The following is a 17,217-nucleotide window of genomic DNA, read 5'->3' on the forward strand; positions in this document are numbered from 1 at the left end:
TTTCTCCTAAGCTCGCTGGTAGGCGGTGACGACGGCGGCGCCACCGAGTCCGATGTTGTGCTGCAACGCGGCCCGCACGTCGGGGACCTGGCGCGCGTCGGCGTCGCCGCGCAGCTGCCAAGTGAGTTCGGCGCACTGGGCGAGCCCGGTCGCGCCGAGCGGGTGCCCCTTGGAGATGAGCCCGCCGGACGGGTTCACGACCCACCGGCCGCCGTACGTCGTGTCCCCGGCGTCGACGAGCGCCCCTCCTTCACCTTCGCGGCAGAGGCCGAGTGCTTCGTACGTGAGCAGTTCGTTGGCGGAGAAGCAGTCGTGCAGCTCGACGACCTGGAAGTCGGCCGGCCCGAGCCCGGCTTCCTCGTACACGCGCAGCGCGGCCTGCCGGGTCATGTCGTAGCCGACGATGTTCTTCGCGCTGCCGTCGAAGGTGCTGCGGAAGTCGGTGGTCAGGGCCTGCCCGACGATCTCGACGGCCCGCTCGGCCAGGCCGTTCACGTCCACAAAGGACTCACTCGCGAGCAGCACCGCGCCGGAACCGTCGGACGTCGGCGAGCACTGCAGCTTGGTCAGCGGGTCGTAGATCATCCGGGACGCGAGGATGTCGTCGAGCGAGTAGACGTCCTGGAACTGCGCGTACGGGTTGTTCGCCGAGTGCCGGTGGTTCTTCTCGCCGATCTTCGCGAAGTGCTCGGCCGTCGTCCCGTACTTCTCCATGTGCTCGCGGCCGGCGGCGCCGAACATCCACGGCGCGGGCGGGAACAGCACCTCGGAGATCTCGGCGAGTGCCTGGAGGTGGTTGCCCAGCGGCTGTTCGCGGTCGTCGTAGGTCGACGCGAGCGAGCCCGGCTTCATCTTTTCGAACCCCAGCGCCAGCACGCAGTCCGCGCGGCCGCCGCGGATCGCCTCCGCGGCCAGGTACAGCGCGGTCGAGCCGGTGGAGCAGTTGTTGTTGACGTTGACCACGGGGATCCCGGTCATCCCCAGCTCGTAGACCGCGCGCTGCCCGGACGTCGACTCGCCGTAGACGTAGCCGACGTACGCCTGCTGGACGGCGTCGTAGCCGAGCCCCGCGTCCTCGAGCGCGTTGGTCCCGGCCTCCCGGGCCATCTGCGGGTAGTCCCAGCCCTCGCGCCGCCCGGGTTTCTCGAACTTCGTCATCCCGACGCCGACGACGTACACCCTGTTCGCCATGCAACAAACATACAGACCGGCATGTATTTATCAAGAGCGGACCACTGACCCGCAGGTCAGCGGCGGAAAATCAGCCCAGCGGGACGACCGGACCCGGGTAGCGGGCCGGGTCGAGGCAGCTGCCGAGCCCGTCGACGACCGAGCAGAAGCCCGGCGGCCGCACCGGCGCGTACCCGGCCGGGACGCCGTGGCCGGCGATCAGGTCCCGGTACGCCGCGACGGCGTCGGTCGGCCGCCGCACCAGACCCGGATCGCTCGACGCGTCCACTGTGTACAGTCCGAACCGCGGCTGGTAGCTGCCCCACTCGTAGTTGTCGGTGAGGCTCCAGTAGTTGTAGCCGATGACGTTCATGCCGTCGGCCTTTGCGCGCTGCACCCAGTAGATGTGGTCGCGCAGGTGGTCCGAACGCGTGTAGCCGTCGGGCCGCGCGTTGCCGTTGTCGGTCGGCATCCCGTTCTCGACGACGTACAGCGGCAGGTTCGGGAACTTCCGCGCGTAGTAACGCAGGGCGTAGTAGATCCCGTCCGGCTGCGGGGTCACCTTCCAGAACTCGCCGTTCGCCGCGTGGACGGCGCTGAGGTTGTCGAGGCTCGCGCCGTAGTAGTAGTCGACGCCGGCGAAGTCGAGCTTGTCCCGCACCCGATCGAGGAACGCCGCGTCGAGGATGCCCTGCGCCGCCGGGATGTAGGCCGTGTTGCTGGACACCAGCGCCCCGGAGTCCAGGGAGTGGATCAGGTCGTACGCCGCCCGGTGCACGTTCACCAGCCGCGTCTGTGCCCACGGCAGCTTCCACCCGGCGAGCCCGCCGTTGGTGGTCTCGTTCTGCAGGTAGACGGTCGGCTCGTTGATCGTGATCCACAGCGCGCCGAGCCCCTTGTACCGCTCGACGACGCGGCGGGCGTTGGCCAGCCAGGCGTCGACCGTGCGGTCGGAGTCCCAGCCGCCCTGGTCGGCGACCCAGCCCGGGTAGACCCAGTGGTCGAGGGTGATCATCGGCCGCATGCCCGCGGCGACGACGCGCCGGACGACGTCGTCGTAGTACGCGAGTTCCGTCTCGTCCACCTGGCCGGGCCGCGGTTCGATGCGCGCCCATTCGACGCTGAAGCGGAAGACGTTCACGCCGAGCTGCTTGGCGCGGTCGATGTCTTCGGCGTAGCGGTGCCGGAAGTCCACGGCCTCGCGGTAGGGCTCCTTGATCGAAGACGTCTTGGCCTGCTCGTAGCGGCGCCAGTTGCTGTCGGGCGCCGAGCCCTCCGACTGGTAGCCCGATGTGGCGACGCCCCAGAAGAACGCCGGTGCGGCGACCGCGGGACTCACCCCCGCGAGCAGGCCCGTCAGCAGGACCAGGACGACGACGATCGCTCGGTTCCGGCGCACCACGGCACCCTCCTCAGCCAACGTGAAGGTCATTCATGTTAGCTGAGGAGGCGCCGGCCCGCTAGGCGACCTTGAACGACTGCGCGGCGCTGCCGGTGCAGGTCGACTGGACCAGCTGGACGCTGTCCGCGGTGGAAGCTCCCGGCACCGTCAGGCACTTGCCCGTGTGGCGGACGACGAAGTGGTAGTAGCCGCTGCCTTCGGACACCGGCTGCCACTGCTGGTTGTTCCCGCCGCTGTAGGACCACAGCTGCAGGCCGGCGTTGTCGGCCGTGGAAACGTCGGTCACGTCGATGACCTGAGCGGGGTTCGTCCGGTTGTTGATCCGGTCGTAGCCGCCGCTGGTCGGGGCGAACTGGTACTGCTGGGCCGTGGTGCCGTTGCAGGTGTACTGCTGGATCACGGTGCCGTTGGCGCTGCCCGCCGCCCGCGCGTCGACGCACTTGCCGGACGCCTTGTTCGTCACGGCGTACCAGGCCGCCGGGTCGATCGTGCCGTCCGGCGGCGGGGTGGTGGTGCCACCGCCGCCGAGCCACTTCAGGCCGTCGAGCACGAACCGGTTCTGGTCGGCGCTTTCGAACGTCGACGACAGCGCGGTGTTCGTCTCGTAGTTCATCGCGTTGTGGCCGAAGTTGGCGTAGAGCATCTTGTAGTTCTTGTTCGTCCACGCGATCGGGTAGTACCCGCTGTACCAGGTCTGGTTCGGGTCGGTGCCGATCGGGAAGGTCGACTGGTCCATCGACGCCAGGATGGTGATGTTGCCGTTCTGGCGCAGGTCGTTCTGCCAGGCGTACCACTCCGACGTCGACGACTTGATCGTCGCCGGCAGGTTCACCGTCGAGGGGTGCGTGCGGTTCTCGATCTTCAGCGTCTCCGGCGTCGGGCCCCACGTGTTCGACGTGAACCGGCCGGTGCCGAGGAAGTCGTTGTGGAACCAGTTGGCGTACGACGGCGTCGAGCTGTCGTTGTACGCCGTGACGTGGAAGCCGAAGAACCCGCCACCGTTCTGCATGTAGGTCTGGAAGCCCTGGAACTGCGCGGCCGACTGCGGCTGGTCGTCGAGGAACAGCACGACGTCGGCGGTGGCCTTGGTCAGGCTGGTCAGCCGGTTCCAGTCGGTCGTCGAGGAATAGGTGAAGCCGTTGGCCGCCGCCTGCTGCGGGAACCAGACGTTGGCCTCCTTCTCGAAGCTGATGTGCGCGGCGTCGTAAGTGCCGCTGTAGAACGCGAGCACCTTGAACGGCGTCGCGGCCTGCACGGCCGGTGCGCCCAGGCTCAAGCCCAGACAGGCGGCGAAAAAGGCCAGGATTCTGACCAGGTGACGGCGGGGCATGCGGGTTCCTTCCGGTGGGGGACGGGGATCACCAGTGGCGCGAGTAGTGCAAGCCGTAGCCGAAGGGGAACAGCGCGGGTTTGCCGTCGCCGGCGTTGATGGGCTGCTGGTCGGCGCTGCGCATCCACGTCACCGGCAGCTTCCCGGTCGGGTTGTAGGCGCCGAAGAGGACGTCCGCGACGCCTTGCCCCTCGCTGCCCGGCAGCCAGGACTCGACCAGCCCGGCCCAGTCCGGCAGCTGCGCCGCGATGTCCAGTGGCCGCCCGGACACGAGTACAACCACCGTCGGCACGCCGGAGTCCTTCAGCTTCTGCAGCGTGGCGAGGTCGGTGGCGTCCAGGCCCATCCCTTGTGGACGGTCGCCCTTGCCTTCCGCGTACGGCGTCTCCCCCACGACCGCGACGGCGACGTCGTAGCTCGGGTCGATCCCGGTGCCGTCCTTGGCGTAGGTGACCTTCTTCGAGGTGCTCGTGATCCCCTGCAGGATCGTGGTGCCCGGGATGACCGGGCCGCTGGTGCCCTGCCAGCCGACCGTCCAGCCGCCGGACTGGTTGCCGATGTCGTCCGCGCTCTTGCCGGCCACGAAGATCTTGTCCCGTTTGGACAGCGGCAGCACGTGGTTGTCGTTCTTCAGCAGCACCTGGGATTCGCGGACGGCTTGCCGCGCGAGGTCGCGGTGCTGCTTGCTGCCGATCGTGTTCAGGAACTTCCGGTCGGTCAGCGGGTGCTCGAACAGGCCGAGCTCGAACTTCTTCGTCAGGATCCGCTTGTTCGCGTCGTCGATCCGGGACATCGGCACGCGGCCTTCTTGGACCAGCGTGCGCAGCGTGTCGATGAACTTCTGCCACTCGTAGGGCACCATCACCATGTCGATGCCGGCGTTGATCGAGGCCTCGACCTCTTCGGGGGTGAACCCGGTCTTGCCGTCGATCTTGTCGACGCCGTTGTAGTCCGAGACGACGATGCCCTGGAAGCCGAGCTCCTTCTTGAGGACGTCGTTGATCAGGTAGGAGCCGGCGTGCATCTTGACGCTGTTCCAGCTGCTGTAGCTGATCATCACCGAGCCGACCCCGCGCTGCACGGCGGCCTTGAACGGCGGCAGGTGGATCGCGCGCAGCTCCTGCTCGCTGATCTCGGTGTTGCCCTCGTTGACGCCGCCGGTGGTGCCGCCGTCGCCGACGTAGTGCTTGGCCGTGGCCAGCACCGAGCCCGGCTGGTCCAGCCGGCGGCCCTGCAGGCCGGTGATGATCGACGTCATCTCGGTGGCCAGCTGCGGGACCTCGCCGAAGGACTCGTAGGTGCGGCCCCAGCGGTCGTTGCGGGCGACGCACAGGCAGGGCGCGAAGTCCCAGTCGATGCCGGTGCCGGAGACCTCTTCCGCGGTGGCGCGGCCGATGCGCTGCACGAGGTTCGGATCCCGCGTCGCGCCGAGGCCGATGTTGTGCGGGAAGACGGTCGCGCCGTAGAGGCCGTTGTGCCCGTGGACGGCGTCGACGCCGTAGATCAGCGGGATGCCGAGCGGCGTGGCGAGGGCGGCCTTCTGGAAGCCGTCGTACATGTCGGCCCAGGTGACGGGCGTGTTCGGGGTGGGCTGCGAGCTGCCGCCGGACAGCAGCGAGCCGAGCCGGCCGGACGTGACGTCCGCTGGGCTTTTGACCCCGAGGCGTTCGGCCTGCATCATCTGGCCGAGCTTGTCGTCGAGGGTCATTCGCGAAATCAGGTCGGCGACGCGGACCTTGACCGGCCGCCAGGAATCCTTGTACGCCGGGCCGTTCCCGGCCAGGGCGGGGGTTCCGGAGGCGAGCAGCAACCCCACGGCCAGCGCGCCGACGCCCAGTCTGCGTCCGAGACCCATCCGGGTCCTCCTCGTCGAGAGACCGAAATTCACGCCTTGAATTAAGGCACAGGCTTTCGACGTTGGTCCAGACCTCTGACCGAACTCGGTTTCCGCTCAGCGGGACCGCGGGTTCCGGCCGGGAACTGACGTGATTCGCCGGTACGCTGAGGGCTGATGCCGGAAAACCGCCACCTCACCACCCCGGAGGGGAAGGGTTGGCTGCCGCACGGCTTCCACCTCGGCACCCACCGCCACGCCGACGGCCAGCTCGTGTACGCGGCCGCCGGCGGCTTCGCGACGACGACCACGCTCGGGACCTGGGTCGCGCCCGCCAACCGCGTCACCTGGACGCCGCCCGGGTTCGACCACTCCCACCGCTGCTACGGCCGGACCGACTTCCGGCTCGTCGTCATCCCGGCCGAGTCGTGCGGCGAGCTCGTGGCGCACCCCGGCGTGTTCGCGGTGAGCCCGCTCCTGCGCGAGGCCCTGCTGGCGCTGACCGACCCGCGGGAAACCCGCCCCGGCGCCCACCACCGGCTGCGCGCGGTCGTGATCGACGAACTCGCCGGGGCGCCCGAGGAGTCCCTGCACCTGCCCGAACCCCGCGACGACCGGCTGCGTGCCGTCACCGATCTCCTGCACGCCGACCCCGCGCGGCCCGAGACGCTGGGCGAACTGGGCCGGACGGCCGGGGCGAGCGAACGCACCCTCAGCCGCCTGTTCCAAGCCGAGCTGGGCATGGGTTTCCTCCGCTGGCGCACCATCCTGCGCATCCACCACGCCCTGGTCCACCTGACCGAAGGCCGGTCGGTCCTCGACACGGCGATGGCGTGCGGGTGGTCCAACCCCTCGAGCTTCATCGAGGCGTTCACCGACGTCGTCGGCCAGACGCCGGGCCGCTACCAGGCCGAGCTGGACCGGCGCTGACTTGGCGGGTTTCCGGTATCCGGTGTCGCTTCACCGGTTGGTGGCGGCCGTGGCCGGGTCCACAGTGGAGCCATGACCGAACACACCACCGTCGTCGTCATCGGGGCCGGGGTCGCGGGCCTCACCCTCGGGAACATCCTGCTGCGCAACGGAATCGACTGCGTCGTCCTGGAGAAGCACAGCCGCGCGTACGTCGAACAGCGGCAACGAGCCGGGACCATCGACAGCCGCGGCGTGCGCATGTTCCGCGAATGGGGGCTCGAAGAGGTGCTGGCGACCGACGCCCCGACCGACGTCGAGGGCGGCTTCTTCCTCGACGGCGAGGAGCTGCCCGTCGAGTTCGGTGACGACGACAGCGACAGCGTCTTCCTGCCCCAGCAGGTCCTCGTCCGGAACCTCACGGACGTCTTCCTGCGCGCCGGCGGCGACCTCCGCTTCGAAGCCGACGACGTCACCGTGGAAAACCTCGACCAGCCCGTCGTGCGGTACGCCGGCCACGTCGTCACGGCCGGCTTCATCGCCGGTTGCGACGGCGACCGCGGGGTCAGCCGGGCGGCGATCCCCACGGGCGTCCTCACGCGGTACTCCCGCGAATACGGCTACGCCTGGCTGAGCGTCCTGGCCGAAGTGCCCGCGAACCCGTCGGGCATGGCGATCCATTCCCGTGGCCTGGCGGGGATGATCCCCCGCGGCCCGCGCGCCAGCCGCGTCTACCTCCAGTGCGCGCTCGGCGACGGCCTCGAGCAGTGGCCGGACGAGCGCGTCTGGAGCGAGCTGAGCGCCCGGTTCGGCCGGCCGGTCACGCCCGGCCGGATCGCCGACAAGCGGCTGGTGCCGCTGCGGAACGTCGTCCACAGCCCGATGCACCACGGGAAGCTGTACCTGCTCGGGGACGCGGCGCACATCGTCCCGCCGATGAGCGCCAAGGGCATCCACCTCGCGCTCTTCGACACCGAGGTCTTCGCGCGCGGCGTCATCCGGCACGTGAAGGAGGACGACCCGAGCCTGCTCGACGGCTATTCGGAGACGTGCCTGCGCCACGTCTGGAACTACCAGGCCTTCGCGTCGTGGATCACCGACCTCATGCACGACGCCGGGGACCCTTCCCTCGCCGGGGAGTTCCGCAAGCGGATCGCCCGCGCGGAGCTGGAACGCCAGTTCACCTCACCCGCTGCGAGCCGCCTGTTCGGCGAGTTCATGGCCGGGGTGAGCTAGCGGTCCGAGCGCAGCGAAGCCGGGTCGAAGGACTCCCAGTAGGCGTCCTCGTCCTCGGCGGTCGCGGGGGCCGCGGCTTCCGGAGGCGCGGCGCCCAGCCGCTCGGCCCGCAGCCGCTGGAACTCCTCGACCGTCATGCCCGGGTCGTCGTCCTCGGCGCGGGCCGGGGCCGGCATCCCGGTCATCCGCTCGATCAGGTAGGTCATGTCTTCGCCCAGCAGCAACGCCACTTTGTTGTAGCCGTCCTGGGTCGCCTCGCGCATCGCCGCCTGGGCGATCTCCACGACCAGCGGCCCCAGCCGTTCGCCGAGGTTCACCGCCGACGGCGCCAGCCACAGCCGCAGCAGCTTGCCGCGGCCGTCGACCGTCGCCTCCACCTGGCCGTCCCGGTCGTGGGCGGTGCCGGTCGCGGCCGCGAGCAGCTCGTCCACTTTGGACATGGCGGCTTCCCGGGCCCGGGCCTGGGAAATCAGGTCACGCGTCGAGATCACCGGCGCTCACCTTCCGTACGAGTAGGTGTCGGCGTCCGGGTCGTCGTCCGGGATCGGTTCGTAGCCGAGGACTTCCAGCTGCGACGCGTCCACCACCGGCGCCAGCGCGTGGTACATCTTGTCGCCCGCGCGGCGGGTCGCGCGCTGGGCCAGCTCGAGGATCTGATCGGCCAGCACCGCCGACCCGTGCCGCAGCGCGGACCGGTGGATCGTCACGCCGGTCAGCAACCCGCCGGGCGCCACCTGGACCTCGATGGTGCTGTCCGAAGAGGACGCCTTGCCCACCACCGGACCCGAGCGCTCCAACCGGGCCGAAACGTCGGCCTCCACGCGGTCCGCCTGCTCGGCGATCCGGGCGGCCGCCAGGTCCACGTCGAATTCAGCCACGACTCACCCCGTCGGCCGGTAGAAACCGATGAACGACTGCCCCGCGTTGGTGGTGCGGATCTTGCTGATCTGCACCGGGTCGCCGGCCTCGACCATCTGGCCGTCGCCGATCACCATCGCCACGTGCCCGGACCACACAACCAGGTCGCCGGGCAGCAGCTGGTCGATCGACGGCACCTCGGCCCCGACCGTCTGCTGCGCCGCCGTCCGCGGCAGCTGCAGGCCCGCGTCCTGGTAGGACGTCATGGTCAGCCCGCTGCAGTCCAGGCCGACGCCGCGCGCGGTGCCGCCCCAGACGTACGGCACGCCGAGCTGCGAAAGCGCGTTGCGCACGGCCTTGGCCGCGGTCTCGTTCGGCGCCATGACCTGCTTGCCGCCGGGCAGGTTGATCGCGACGCCGGAGCCGGGCTGCGGCGGGATCGCGACCGGCAGCCGCGGCTTGTGGACGGCGCCGCCGCCCCCGCCACCACCGCCGCCTCCGCCACCACCGCCGCCGGAATCGCCGCCCCCGGAGTAGCCGCTGTTGCTGTTGAAGGACGAGCCGACCTTCGTCGAGGACGCGCTGGACGTCGACGTCGACTGCTCGCCGCCGCCCAGCCGGGTGCCGATGTCGGTGAGCTGGTTGATGGTCTGCTCGCTGAAGGTCGCGGCCTGGCCGGTGAGCTGGCTGATCTTCGTCTGCAGCTTCATCAGGATGTCGCGCGACGCGGCGGCGCGGCTTTCCGGCGGCTGGATCGACTTCACCGCCGCCAGCGCCTTCATCGACGCGGAGATCTCTTTGATGATCTGGTCGCGGACCTGGTCGTTCTTGATCTCGCCGACGTGCAGCGTCTCGGCCGCGTCGGCGACGGCCTTCTCGATCTCGGCGCTCTCGTCGAGGAGGTCCTGGACCTCCTGCTCGAGGCTCTTCGACGTCGCGGTGGCGCGGTCGGTCGTCGAGCCGGAGCTGGCCGAGGTGAGGTTGACGCGCTGGTCAGAGGCGTGGTCGCGAGTGCGGCCCACCGACGTCTGCAGTGCGACGTGCGCGTCCCGCGCGCCGCTGATCGCGACGGGGTCGTGCCGCAGCTTCTGCGCGAACTGGTTGGTGGGTTCCAGGCTGTGCCGGACGAGCTGGTCGGTGTGGTGCTCGGTCACGCGCGGTCCCCGAGGTCGGTGCCGAGCCTGCGCACGACGTCGCCGTGCTCGGCTTCGACGGCCGAGTAGTTGCGGTCGGTCTGCCGGGCGGCCTCGCCGACCTGCCGCCAGCCGCCGCCGACGCGGTGCATCTTCTCCTGCAGCGCGCGCATCCGGCCGCTGTAGGCGCCCGAGAAGCCGGACTCGCCGCCCATTTCGGAGAAGCCGTGACCGCCGAGCGTCACGTGCGGGCCGACGTGCTCGTCCGCCGCGCCCTTGACGTCGTCGCCGAGCGGGTCGACTTCGCGCGCGTACCGCGCGTACGCGCCTTCATCGACGTGAAACCCCTGATGCGAACCGTCCACTGGCCCTCCCTGTCACCGGAGGTGCGACGTGCGCACGCGACCCCCGGTTCCCCTGCTGCGGGATTCAGCCTAGTCCACGGTCCGTACCCGGGTGGGCGAATTGCCCGGACTCAGCCGGTGACCTTCGCGAGCCAGCCCGGGTCCTGCCAGTTGACGATCGCGCCGTTCGCGGTGACCGTCGGCGTGCCGAAACCGCTCTGCCCGTTGCCGAAGTCCTGCGCCAGCTTGGGGTCGGTCTCGATCTGCTGGAACGCCGTGTTGAGCTGCTGGTCGTACGTCCCCGCGTTGACCGTCTGGGAGAACGCGGGGTCGGTGATCCCGACGTCCTGGCCGAGCTTGATCAGCTGCGCCTTGTCGTAGCCGCGCTTGCCCTCTTCGGGCTGGTTCGCGAACAGCGAGTCGTGGAACTGGAGGAACTTGCCGGCGTCGGCCGCGGCCAGCGCCGCGTTCGCCGAGTCGAGCGAGTAGCCGGGCGGGTCCGAGCGGTCGTTGAGCAGCGGCACCATGTGGTAGCGCACCTGCAGCTTGCCGTCGTTGATCGCCTGCTCGACGTCGGTCTTGTAGGTCTTCTCGAACTGGCCGCAGATCGGGCAGAGGAAGTCGGCGTAGACGTCGATCGAGGCCTTCGCGCCCGCCTTGCCGACGGTGACGACGACGCCGTCGCGCTTCTGCGTGACGTCGCCGGCCAGCGACGTGCCCCCGGCCGCGATCGTCTGGCCCTCGGTCTTGTTCTTGTCCGAGATCGTCCAGATCACGCCGCCGATCACGAGCGCGGCCACGACGACCACGGCGGCGATCCCGATGATCCACTTCCGCTTGTCGGCCGACGTGCCCCTGGCCTGGGCCACCGCCCTCGCTCCCCCGGCCTGTGCGGCCTGACGACGCTTCCGAGCGGTCCGCTCAGCTCCACCCACTGTGTATCAGTTCCCTTCCGCGATACCCGAGTAGTCGTGCTCGGGCTCGGTGGAGTTCCCGCGACCCCGCGCGAGCCAGCCGTCGACCGACAGCCACGTGCGCGGCCGCGCCAGCAGCCAGACCGCCAGCAGCGCGAAACCGGAGTCGCGGAGGATCTCCTGCGGGTACTCGGTCTGCCCCGCCGCCACCTGGCCGCCGCCGCCGAAGCACCCGCAGTCGATGCTCAGCCCGCGCGCCCACGACTGGGCGATCCCGGCGATGAGCACGACGAGCAGCACCAGCGCGGCGCCGGCGACCCAGCGGGTCGCGAGGCCGGCGAGCAGGAACAGCCCGAGCACGAGTTCGACGAGCGGCAGCGCGATGGCCACCACGTTGGCGAGTGCGTCCGGCAGCACCTGGTACGCCTTGACGGCGATCAGCGTCTGCCCCGGATCCGCCAGCTTCAGCGCACCGGAAACGAGCCAGACGGCCGCCAGCCCGAGCCGGGCGAGCGTGCCGACGGCGTCCAGCACGGGTTGGGACGGTCGCACCACGCACTTAGGCTAACGGGAGGACCTGAGAACTTCGTGAGGGCACGGCGGTGGTGGAGGGAGCGGCGGAATGCGGTGGCGCACGCTCCTCGGCTCGGCGTTGCTGCTGGTCACGGCGGCGGCCTGCGGGCCGGGGCAGGTCTCGCCGACCGACTCGCTGGTGACCCGCGCCAGTGCCGCGGATCACCTGACCATCGGTATCCGGTTCGACGCGCCGGGGCTTTCCGAGCGCACCGTGGACGGCCGGTTCGTCGGGTTCGACGTCGACGTCGCGACTTTCGTCGCATCGGAACTGGGTGTCGCCGCGAAGGACATCACGTGGCGCGAGACGACGTCGGCGACGCGCGAGACGGACCTCACCTCCGGCGCGGTCGACCTGGTCGTCGCGACCTATTCGATCACCGACAAGCGCAAGCAGCAGGTGTCGTTCGCCGGGCCGTACTTCACCACCGGGCAGGACCTGCTGGTGCGGCGCACGTCCCCGGACATCACCGGCCCGGAGACGCTCAACGGGCGGCGGCTGTGCTCGGTCACCGGCTCGACGCCCGCGGAGCAGGTGCGCGACCGGTTCGCCCAGGCGGTGCAGCTGGTCGAGTACCCGCGCTACCCGGACTGCGTGACGGCGCTGCTCGCCGGCCAGATCGACGCGGTGACCACCGATGGGGTGATCCTGGCGGGGTACGTCACGCGCGACCCGGAGCTGCTGAAGGTCGTCGGGAAGCCGTTCTCGAGGGAGAACTACGGCGTCGGCCTGCGCAAGGGCGACACCCAGGGCGTGAACGCGGTCGACGACGCGATCCGCAAGATGATCTCCTCCGGCGAATGGCTGCGCTCGCTCAACGCGAACATCGGCCCGTCCGGGTACCAGCTGCCGGCTCCCCCCGAGGTCACCGAGAAGTGAAGCTGCCCGACCTGCCCGTGCGCGCGGTCCTGCCCGACGTTCTTTCGGCGCTGGACGACCACGGCACCGCCGTGCTCGTCGCGCCGCCGGGGACGGGGAAGACGACGCTGGTGCCGCTGGCGCTGGCTTCTTCCGCGTCCGGCCGGGTCGTGGTCGCCGAGCCGCGGCGCCTGGCCGCGCGGGCCGCGGCCTCTCGGATGGCAGCGATCCTGGGCGAGCCGGTCGGCGAGACGGTGGGGTACGCCGTGCGCGGCGACCGGAAGGTGTCCGCGCGCACGCGCGTCGAGGTGGTGACGTCGGGACTGCTGGTGCGGCGCGTGCAGAACGACCCGGAGCTGCCCGGGGTGTCGACGGTGCTGCTGGACGAGTGCCACGAGCGGCACCTGGACGCGGACCTGCTGCTGGCGCTGCTCCTGGACGTCCGCGCCGGCCTGCGCGACGACCTGCGGCTGCTGGCGACGTCGGCGACGGTGGCGTCGGGACGGTTGGCCACACTTCTGGGTGAAGCTCCGGTGGTCACGGCGACGGCGCCGACGTACCCGGTTTCGTTTTCGTACGTCCCGCCGGCGCGGGGTGAGCGCATCGAGGTGTGCGTCGCGCGTGCGGTGCGGACGGCGTTGTCCTCGGGGGACGGTGACGTGCTCGCCTTTCTGCCGGGCGCCGGCGAGATCGCGCGGACTTCGGGATTGCTGTCGATGTCCGATGTGGACGTTCTCCCGCTGCACGGCCGGCTGTCGGCGGCCCACCAGGACGAGGCGCTGCGGCCGCGTACCCGGCGGCGGGTGGTGCTGGCGACGGCGGTGGCGGAGTCGAGCTTGACGGTGCCGGGCGTGCGCGCGGTGGTGGACTCGGGGTTGGCGCGGGTGCCGAGGGTGGATCACCGGCGTGGCCTGCCCGGCCTGGCGACGGTGCGGGTCTCGGCGGCGGTGGCGACGCAGCGGTCGGGCCGGGCGGGGCGCGAGGGGCCGGGGCGGGCGTATCGCTGCTGGGCAGCGCACGAGCAGGCGTTGCTACCGGCGTACCCGGAACCGGAGATCCGAACGGCGGAGCTGGCACGGTTGGCATTGGAGCTGGCGTGCTGGTCGACGCCCGACGGGAGCGGTTTGGCCTGGTGGGACCCACCGGGCGAAGGGGCGCTGGCGGCGGGCCGGGCGTTGCTGGAGACGCTGGGCGCGACCGCGGACGGTGTCGTGACCGCGCGCGGGCGGCGGATGGCGGAGCTGGGGCTGCACCCCCGGCTGGCACGGGCGTTGCTGGACGGCGCTTCGGAGGTAGGCGCCCGAGCGGCGGCCGAGGTGGTGGCGCTGCTGGACGCGGGAGCAACGCTGACGGACGTGGACGCCGAGTTGCGGAGGCTGCGCTCGGCGAGCGACGAACCCGCGCGGCGGTGGAAGCGCGAGGCTCGGCGGCTCGAAGGCTTGGTCGCGGCGGGGCGTTCGTACGGCGCCGGGCGGGCGCAGCCCGGCCGCCCTGGCGGAAGCGCGAGCGTCGAGGCCGATCCTTCACGCCAACGCGGAAGTCTCGGAGCCGGGCCGGCGCAGCCCGGAGCCGATCCCGTGCATCGAACCGTCAGTGCAGGCGCCGGGCGGGCGCAGCCCGGCCAGCCGGCAGCGAGCGCCGAAGTCCGAGCCGATCCCCCACACCAAAGCGGAAATCCCGGAGCCGGTCCCTCGCACCGAACCGGCAGCACCGGCGCCGGGCGGGCGCAGTCCGGCCGCCCGGCCGGGAGCGCCGAAGTCCGGGCCGATCCCGCCCTGGTCGTCGCCCTTGCGCATCCCGAGCGGCTCGCGCGGCGGCGGCCCGGCGGCGCCCCCGTCTACCTCATGGCCGGCGGCACCGCGGCCGAACTCCCGCCCGGCAGCGGGCTCGACTCCGAATGGCTCGCCGTCGCCGAAGCCACCCGGGATCCCGGGCGCGTCCACGGCACCATCCGGCTCGCCGCGGCCGCCGACGAACGCCTCGCCACGCGCGTCACCCCCGTGTCCGAAGTGGACGAAGTCACCTGGGACGGCGATGTCGTCGCCCGCCGGGTCCGCAAGCTCGGCGCCATCACCCTCTCCGAGCGCCCCCTGCGCGACGCCGACGTCCACGACGCCCTCGTCGCCGGCCTCCGCGAGGACGGCCTCGGCCTCCTCAAGTGGAGCCAGGACGCGACCAGGCTCCGCGAGCGCATGGCCTTCCTCCACCGCGTCATCGGCGCCCCGTGGCCCGCGGTCGACGACACGACCCTCCTGTCCGATGTGGACAAGTGGCTCGACCTGACCGGCGCCCGTCGCAAGTCCGACCTCGCGAACATCAACGCGGGCACCGCCCTCAAAGCCCTCCTGCCCTGGCCGGAAGCGTCCAAACTGGACGAACTCGCCCCGGACCGGCTCGAAGTCCCGTCCGGCTCGCACATCCGCGTCGACTACCACGGCGACCAGCCGGTCCTCGCCGTCAAGCTGCAGGAAACGTTCGGCTGGACCGAAACCCCCACCGTCGCCGGCGTGCCGGTCGTGCTGCACCTGCTCTCCCCCGCCGGCCGCCCGGCCGCGATCACCGCGGACCTCGGCTCGTTCTGGACCACCGGCTACCCCTCGGTGCGCGCCGACCTGCGCGGCCGCTACCCGAAGCACCCCTGGCCCGAGGACCCGGCCGGCGCCGTCCCGACCCGGCACACCCGCCGCCGGACCTGACGAAAGTCGGGGGCCGGTCCCGACCGTCGGCCGATGCCCGCGCACCCCCGCGGGCCGCAGACTCCGAGGCATGATCACACTCAGGGGACTGACCAAACGCTACGGGGAGAAGACCGTCGTCGACGCGCTGACCTGCGACGTCGCCGCGGGGCAGGTGACCGGGTTCCTCGGCCCGAACGGCGCGGGCAAGTCGACGACCATGCGGATGACCGTCGGGCTGGACCACCCGCAAGAAGGCGAGGTCCTGGTCGGCGGCCGGCGCTACGCCGAGCTGCGGTACCCGCTGCGCGAGGTCGGCGCGCTGCTCGACGCGAAGGCGCTGCACCCCGGGCGCAGCGCCGGCAAGCACCTCGCGGCCATGGCGCGCAGCAACGGGATCCCGGTGAGCCGCGTCGAGGAGGTGCTGGCGACCGTCGGGCTTTCGGACGTCGCGGGCAAGCGGGCCGGGCAGTTCTCGCTCGGCATGGGCCAGCGCCTCGGCATCGCCGGCGCGCTGCTCGGCGACCCGGGCACCCTGCTGTTCGACGAGCCGGTCAACGGCCTCGACCCGGACGGCGTCCGCTGGGTCCGGCAGCTGATGCGGTCCCTGTCCGCCGAGGGGCGGACGGTGTTCGTCTCCAGCCACCTGATGAGCGAGATGCAGCTGACGGCCGACCACCTCATCGTGATCGGCAAGGGCAAGCTGCTGGCCGACGCGCCGGTCGCGGAGTTCATCGCGGGCAACTCCCGCACGACGGTCTCGGTCCGCGTCCCGGTCGAGGCCGAACGGTCGAAGCTCGACGCGCGGTTGCGCGCCGAAGGCGGCCTGACGCACCCGGGCGCGCCGGACGAACTGGTGGTGGACGGCCTCGACGTCACCCGCGTCGGCGACCTGGTGCACGAACTGGGCGTCCGGGTGCACGAGCTGACGGAGCGGACGGCGTCGCTCGAGCAGGCGTACATGGAACTGACGGCGGCATCGGTGGAATACGGGGTGTCGGCATGACTTCGAGCGAAGTGCGCGGCGGTGGTCTCCCGGGCGCGGTGGCGTCGGAGTGGACGAAGTTCTGGTCGGTCCGCGCAACGTGGTGGTCCTTGATCGGCGCGACGGGGCTGATGCTGGGCTACAGCACGCTGTCGGCGATGGCCCAGCGCTACGACGGCGACCAGCCGCTGGGCAGCCACACGATCGCGATCGGCGGCGGGTTCTACCTGGCCCAGTTCGCGGTGATCGCGCTGGCAACGCTGTTCGTGACAAGTGAGTACGCGGGCGGCGGCATCCGCTCGACGCTGTTGTGGACGCCGGTGCGCTCGTCGGTCGCCCTCGCGAAGGCGGCGGTGATCTTGCCGGTGTTGTTCGCGTCGGGTGTGGTTTTGTCTTGCGCCGCAATGGGTCTGGCGGGCGTGGTGAAGAACGGCCACGGCCTGCCGACGACCTTTTCCGCCGCCTTCACGACGGCAATCGGGACGGGCGGCTACTTCGCACTGCTGGGCGTGTTGTGCACGGGCATCGGCTGGGCGTTGCGAAGCGCGGCGGGGACGTTGGTGTCGGTGATCGTGCTGCTGGTGCCGGTGCCGCTGATCGTGGGGTCGCTGGGGCTGGCGGAGCTGGTGCCGTACTTCCCGGGCATCGCGGGGGTGAACGCGATGGTGGAGTCGGGGCAACCGAACCCGGTGACGCAGTCGGTGGCACCGTACGCACCGTGGGTGGGGTTGGTGATCTGCGCGGCATGGGCGGCGGCGGCGTTGGCGGTGGGGGCAGCGGTGTTGCGCCGCCGCGACGCCTGAAGTCCGGCCGCCCCTCGCTGCCGGCGCGATCCTCGCCGGCGCGGCCACCGCCGGCGCGGCCTCCGCCGGCGCGGCCTCCGCCGGCGCGGCCTCCGCCAGAGTGATCCCGCCAACGCGGCCTCCGCCGGAGCGATCCCGCCAGCGCGGCTTCCGCCGGCGCGATCCCCGCCGAGGCGGCCCCCGCCAGCGCGG

16 protein-coding genes are annotated in these 17,217 nt (G+C 71.2%); 6 read left to right on the top strand and 10 right to left on the bottom strand.

Annotated features, from left to right (window positions below; genetic code table 11):
• Positions 1-6 precede the first annotated feature (6 nt).
• The 4 genes from ACERZO_RS33805 to ACERZO_RS33820 form a co-directional block, all read right to left on the bottom strand.
• On the bottom strand, positions 7-1,191 hold the full coding sequence (locus ACERZO_RS33805) for a lipid-transfer protein (RefSeq protein WP_372669611.1): 1,185 nt from the start codon (positions 1,189-1,191) through the stop codon (positions 7-9).
• A 70-nt stretch (positions 1,192-1,261) separates the two neighbouring features.
• Positions 1,262-2,569, bottom strand: coding sequence for a family 1 glycosylhydrolase (locus ACERZO_RS33810; protein WP_372669613.1), 1,308 nt, complete (start codon positions 2,567-2,569; stop codon positions 1,262-1,264).
• Positions 2,570-2,630: 61 nt separating this feature from the next.
• On the bottom strand, positions 2,631-3,902 hold the full coding sequence (locus ACERZO_RS33815; protein ID WP_372669615.1) for an RICIN domain-containing protein: 1,272 nt from the start codon (positions 3,900-3,902) through the stop codon (positions 2,631-2,633).
• A 28-nt stretch (positions 3,903-3,930) separates the two neighbouring features.
• Positions 3,931-5,757, bottom strand: a complete 1,827-nt coding sequence (locus ACERZO_RS33820) for a glycoside hydrolase family 3 protein (RefSeq protein ID WP_372669617.1) — start codon at positions 5,755-5,757, stop codon at positions 3,931-3,933.
• A gap of 156 nt (positions 5,758-5,913) precedes the next feature.
• On the opposite strand from ACERZO_RS33820, the gene ACERZO_RS33825 reads away from it, so the two are divergent.
• Both ACERZO_RS33825 and ACERZO_RS33830 read left to right on the top strand, forming a co-directional pair.
• A complete protein-coding gene (locus ACERZO_RS33825; protein ID WP_372669620.1) occupies positions 5,914-6,666 on the top strand; it encodes a helix-turn-helix domain-containing protein in 753 nt (250 codons plus the stop codon).
• Positions 6,667-6,738: 72 nt separating this feature from the next.
• On the top strand, positions 6,739-7,881 hold the full coding sequence (locus tag ACERZO_RS33830) for a 4-hydroxybenzoate 3-monooxygenase (RefSeq protein WP_372669622.1): 1,143 nt from the start codon (positions 6,739-6,741) through the stop codon (positions 7,879-7,881).
• On the opposite strand, the gene ACERZO_RS33835 is transcribed toward ACERZO_RS33830, so the two are convergent.
• The 6 genes from ACERZO_RS33835 to ACERZO_RS33860 form a co-directional block, all read right to left on the bottom strand.
• Entirely contained in the window at positions 7,878-8,372 is a 495-nt protein-coding gene (locus ACERZO_RS33835; RefSeq protein ID WP_372669625.1) for a YbaB/EbfC family nucleoid-associated protein, read from the bottom strand. The two genes, ACERZO_RS33830 and ACERZO_RS33835, sit on opposite strands and share 4 nt — an antisense overlap.
• A gap of 6 nt (positions 8,373-8,378) precedes the next feature.
• Positions 8,379-8,759 carry a YbaB/EbfC family nucleoid-associated protein gene (locus ACERZO_RS33840; protein ID WP_372669628.1) on the bottom strand — a complete coding sequence of 127 codons (381 nt, stop codon included), beginning with the start codon at positions 8,757-8,759 and terminating at the stop codon, positions 8,379-8,381.
• Positions 8,760-8,762: 3 nt separating this feature from the next.
• Positions 8,763-9,893 carry a C40 family peptidase gene (locus tag ACERZO_RS33845; RefSeq protein ID WP_372669630.1) on the bottom strand — a complete coding sequence of 377 codons (1,131 nt, stop codon included), beginning with the start codon at positions 9,891-9,893 and terminating at the stop codon, positions 8,763-8,765.
• Positions 9,890-10,237 (bottom strand): hypothetical protein, encoded by a 348-nt coding sequence (locus tag ACERZO_RS33850; RefSeq protein ID WP_372669632.1) that lies wholly within the window; start codon positions 10,235-10,237, stop codon positions 9,890-9,892. Before ACERZO_RS33850 ends, ACERZO_RS33845 begins: the two co-directional genes overlap by 4 nt.
• 110 nt (positions 10,238-10,347) lie before the next feature.
• Positions 10,348-11,085 carry a DsbA family protein gene (locus ACERZO_RS33855; RefSeq protein ID WP_372669634.1) on the bottom strand — a complete coding sequence of 246 codons (738 nt, stop codon included), beginning with the start codon at positions 11,083-11,085 and terminating at the stop codon, positions 10,348-10,350.
• Between the two features lie 72 nt (positions 11,086-11,157).
• Positions 11,158-11,664 (bottom strand): MauE/DoxX family redox-associated membrane protein, encoded by a 507-nt coding sequence (locus ACERZO_RS33860; protein WP_372669769.1) that lies wholly within the window; start codon positions 11,662-11,664, stop codon positions 11,158-11,160.
• 88 nt (positions 11,665-11,752) lie between these two features.
• Here ACERZO_RS33860 and ACERZO_RS33865 point away from each other — a divergent pair, with 88 nt between their 5' ends.
• The 4 genes from ACERZO_RS33865 to ACERZO_RS33880 all read left to right on the top strand — a co-directional run bounded on the left by ACERZO_RS33865 (position 11,753) and on the right by ACERZO_RS33880 (position 17,025).
• The gene (locus ACERZO_RS33865) at positions 11,753-12,583 is read left to right on the top strand and encodes a glutamate ABC transporter substrate-binding protein (RefSeq protein ID WP_372669636.1); all 831 of its coding nucleotides are present in this window, start codon (positions 11,753-11,755) and stop codon (positions 12,581-12,583) included.
• Positions 12,580-15,258 carry an ATP-dependent RNA helicase gene (locus ACERZO_RS33870; RefSeq protein WP_372669638.1) on the top strand — a complete coding sequence of 893 codons (2,679 nt, stop codon included), beginning with the start codon at positions 12,580-12,582 and terminating at the stop codon, positions 15,256-15,258. Before ACERZO_RS33865 ends, ACERZO_RS33870 begins: the two co-directional genes overlap by 4 nt.
• Positions 15,259-15,328: 70 nt before the next feature.
• Entirely contained in the window at positions 15,329-16,243 is a 915-nt protein-coding gene (locus ACERZO_RS33875; RefSeq protein WP_372669640.1) for an ATP-binding cassette domain-containing protein, read from the top strand.
• Complete coding sequence (locus ACERZO_RS33880) at positions 16,240-17,025, top strand: ABC transporter permease (protein ID WP_372669642.1); 786 nt, start codon at positions 16,240-16,242, stop codon at positions 17,023-17,025. The genes ACERZO_RS33875 and ACERZO_RS33880 overlap by 4 nt, the downstream gene beginning before the upstream one ends.
• The last annotated feature ends 192 nt before the right edge of the window (positions 17,026-17,217 follow it).

Source organism: Amycolatopsis kentuckyensis (assembly GCF_041679295.1).
GTDB lineage: Bacteria > Actinomycetota > Actinomycetes > Mycobacteriales > Pseudonocardiaceae > Amycolatopsis > Amycolatopsis kentuckyensis_A.

Coding starts and splice junctions, on each gene's coding strand:
- ACERZO_RS33805 (WP_372669611.1), bottom strand. CDS start 1,191: ATGGCGAACAGGGTGTACGTCGTCGGCGTCGGGATGACGAAGTTCGAG.
- ACERZO_RS33815 (WP_372669615.1), bottom strand. CDS start 3,902: ATGCCCCGCCGTCACCTGGTCAGAATCCTGGCCTTTTTCGCCGCCTGT.
- ACERZO_RS33820 (WP_372669617.1), bottom strand. CDS start 5,757: ATGGGTCTCGGACGCAGACTGGGCGTCGGCGCGCTGGCCGTGGGGTTG.
- ACERZO_RS33825 (WP_372669620.1), top strand. CDS start 5,914: ATGCCGGAAAACCGCCACCTCACCACCCCGGAGGGGAAGGGTTGGCTG.
- ACERZO_RS33830 (WP_372669622.1), top strand. CDS start 6,739: ATGACCGAACACACCACCGTCGTCGTCATCGGGGCCGGGGTCGCGGGC.
- ACERZO_RS33865 (WP_372669636.1), top strand. CDS start 11,753: ATGCGGTGGCGCACGCTCCTCGGCTCGGCGTTGCTGCTGGTCACGGCG.
- ACERZO_RS33875 (WP_372669640.1), top strand. CDS start 15,329: ATGATCACACTCAGGGGACTGACCAAACGCTACGGGGAGAAGACCGTC.
- ACERZO_RS33880 (WP_372669642.1), top strand. CDS start 16,240: ATGACTTCGAGCGAAGTGCGCGGCGGTGGTCTCCCGGGCGCGGTGGCG.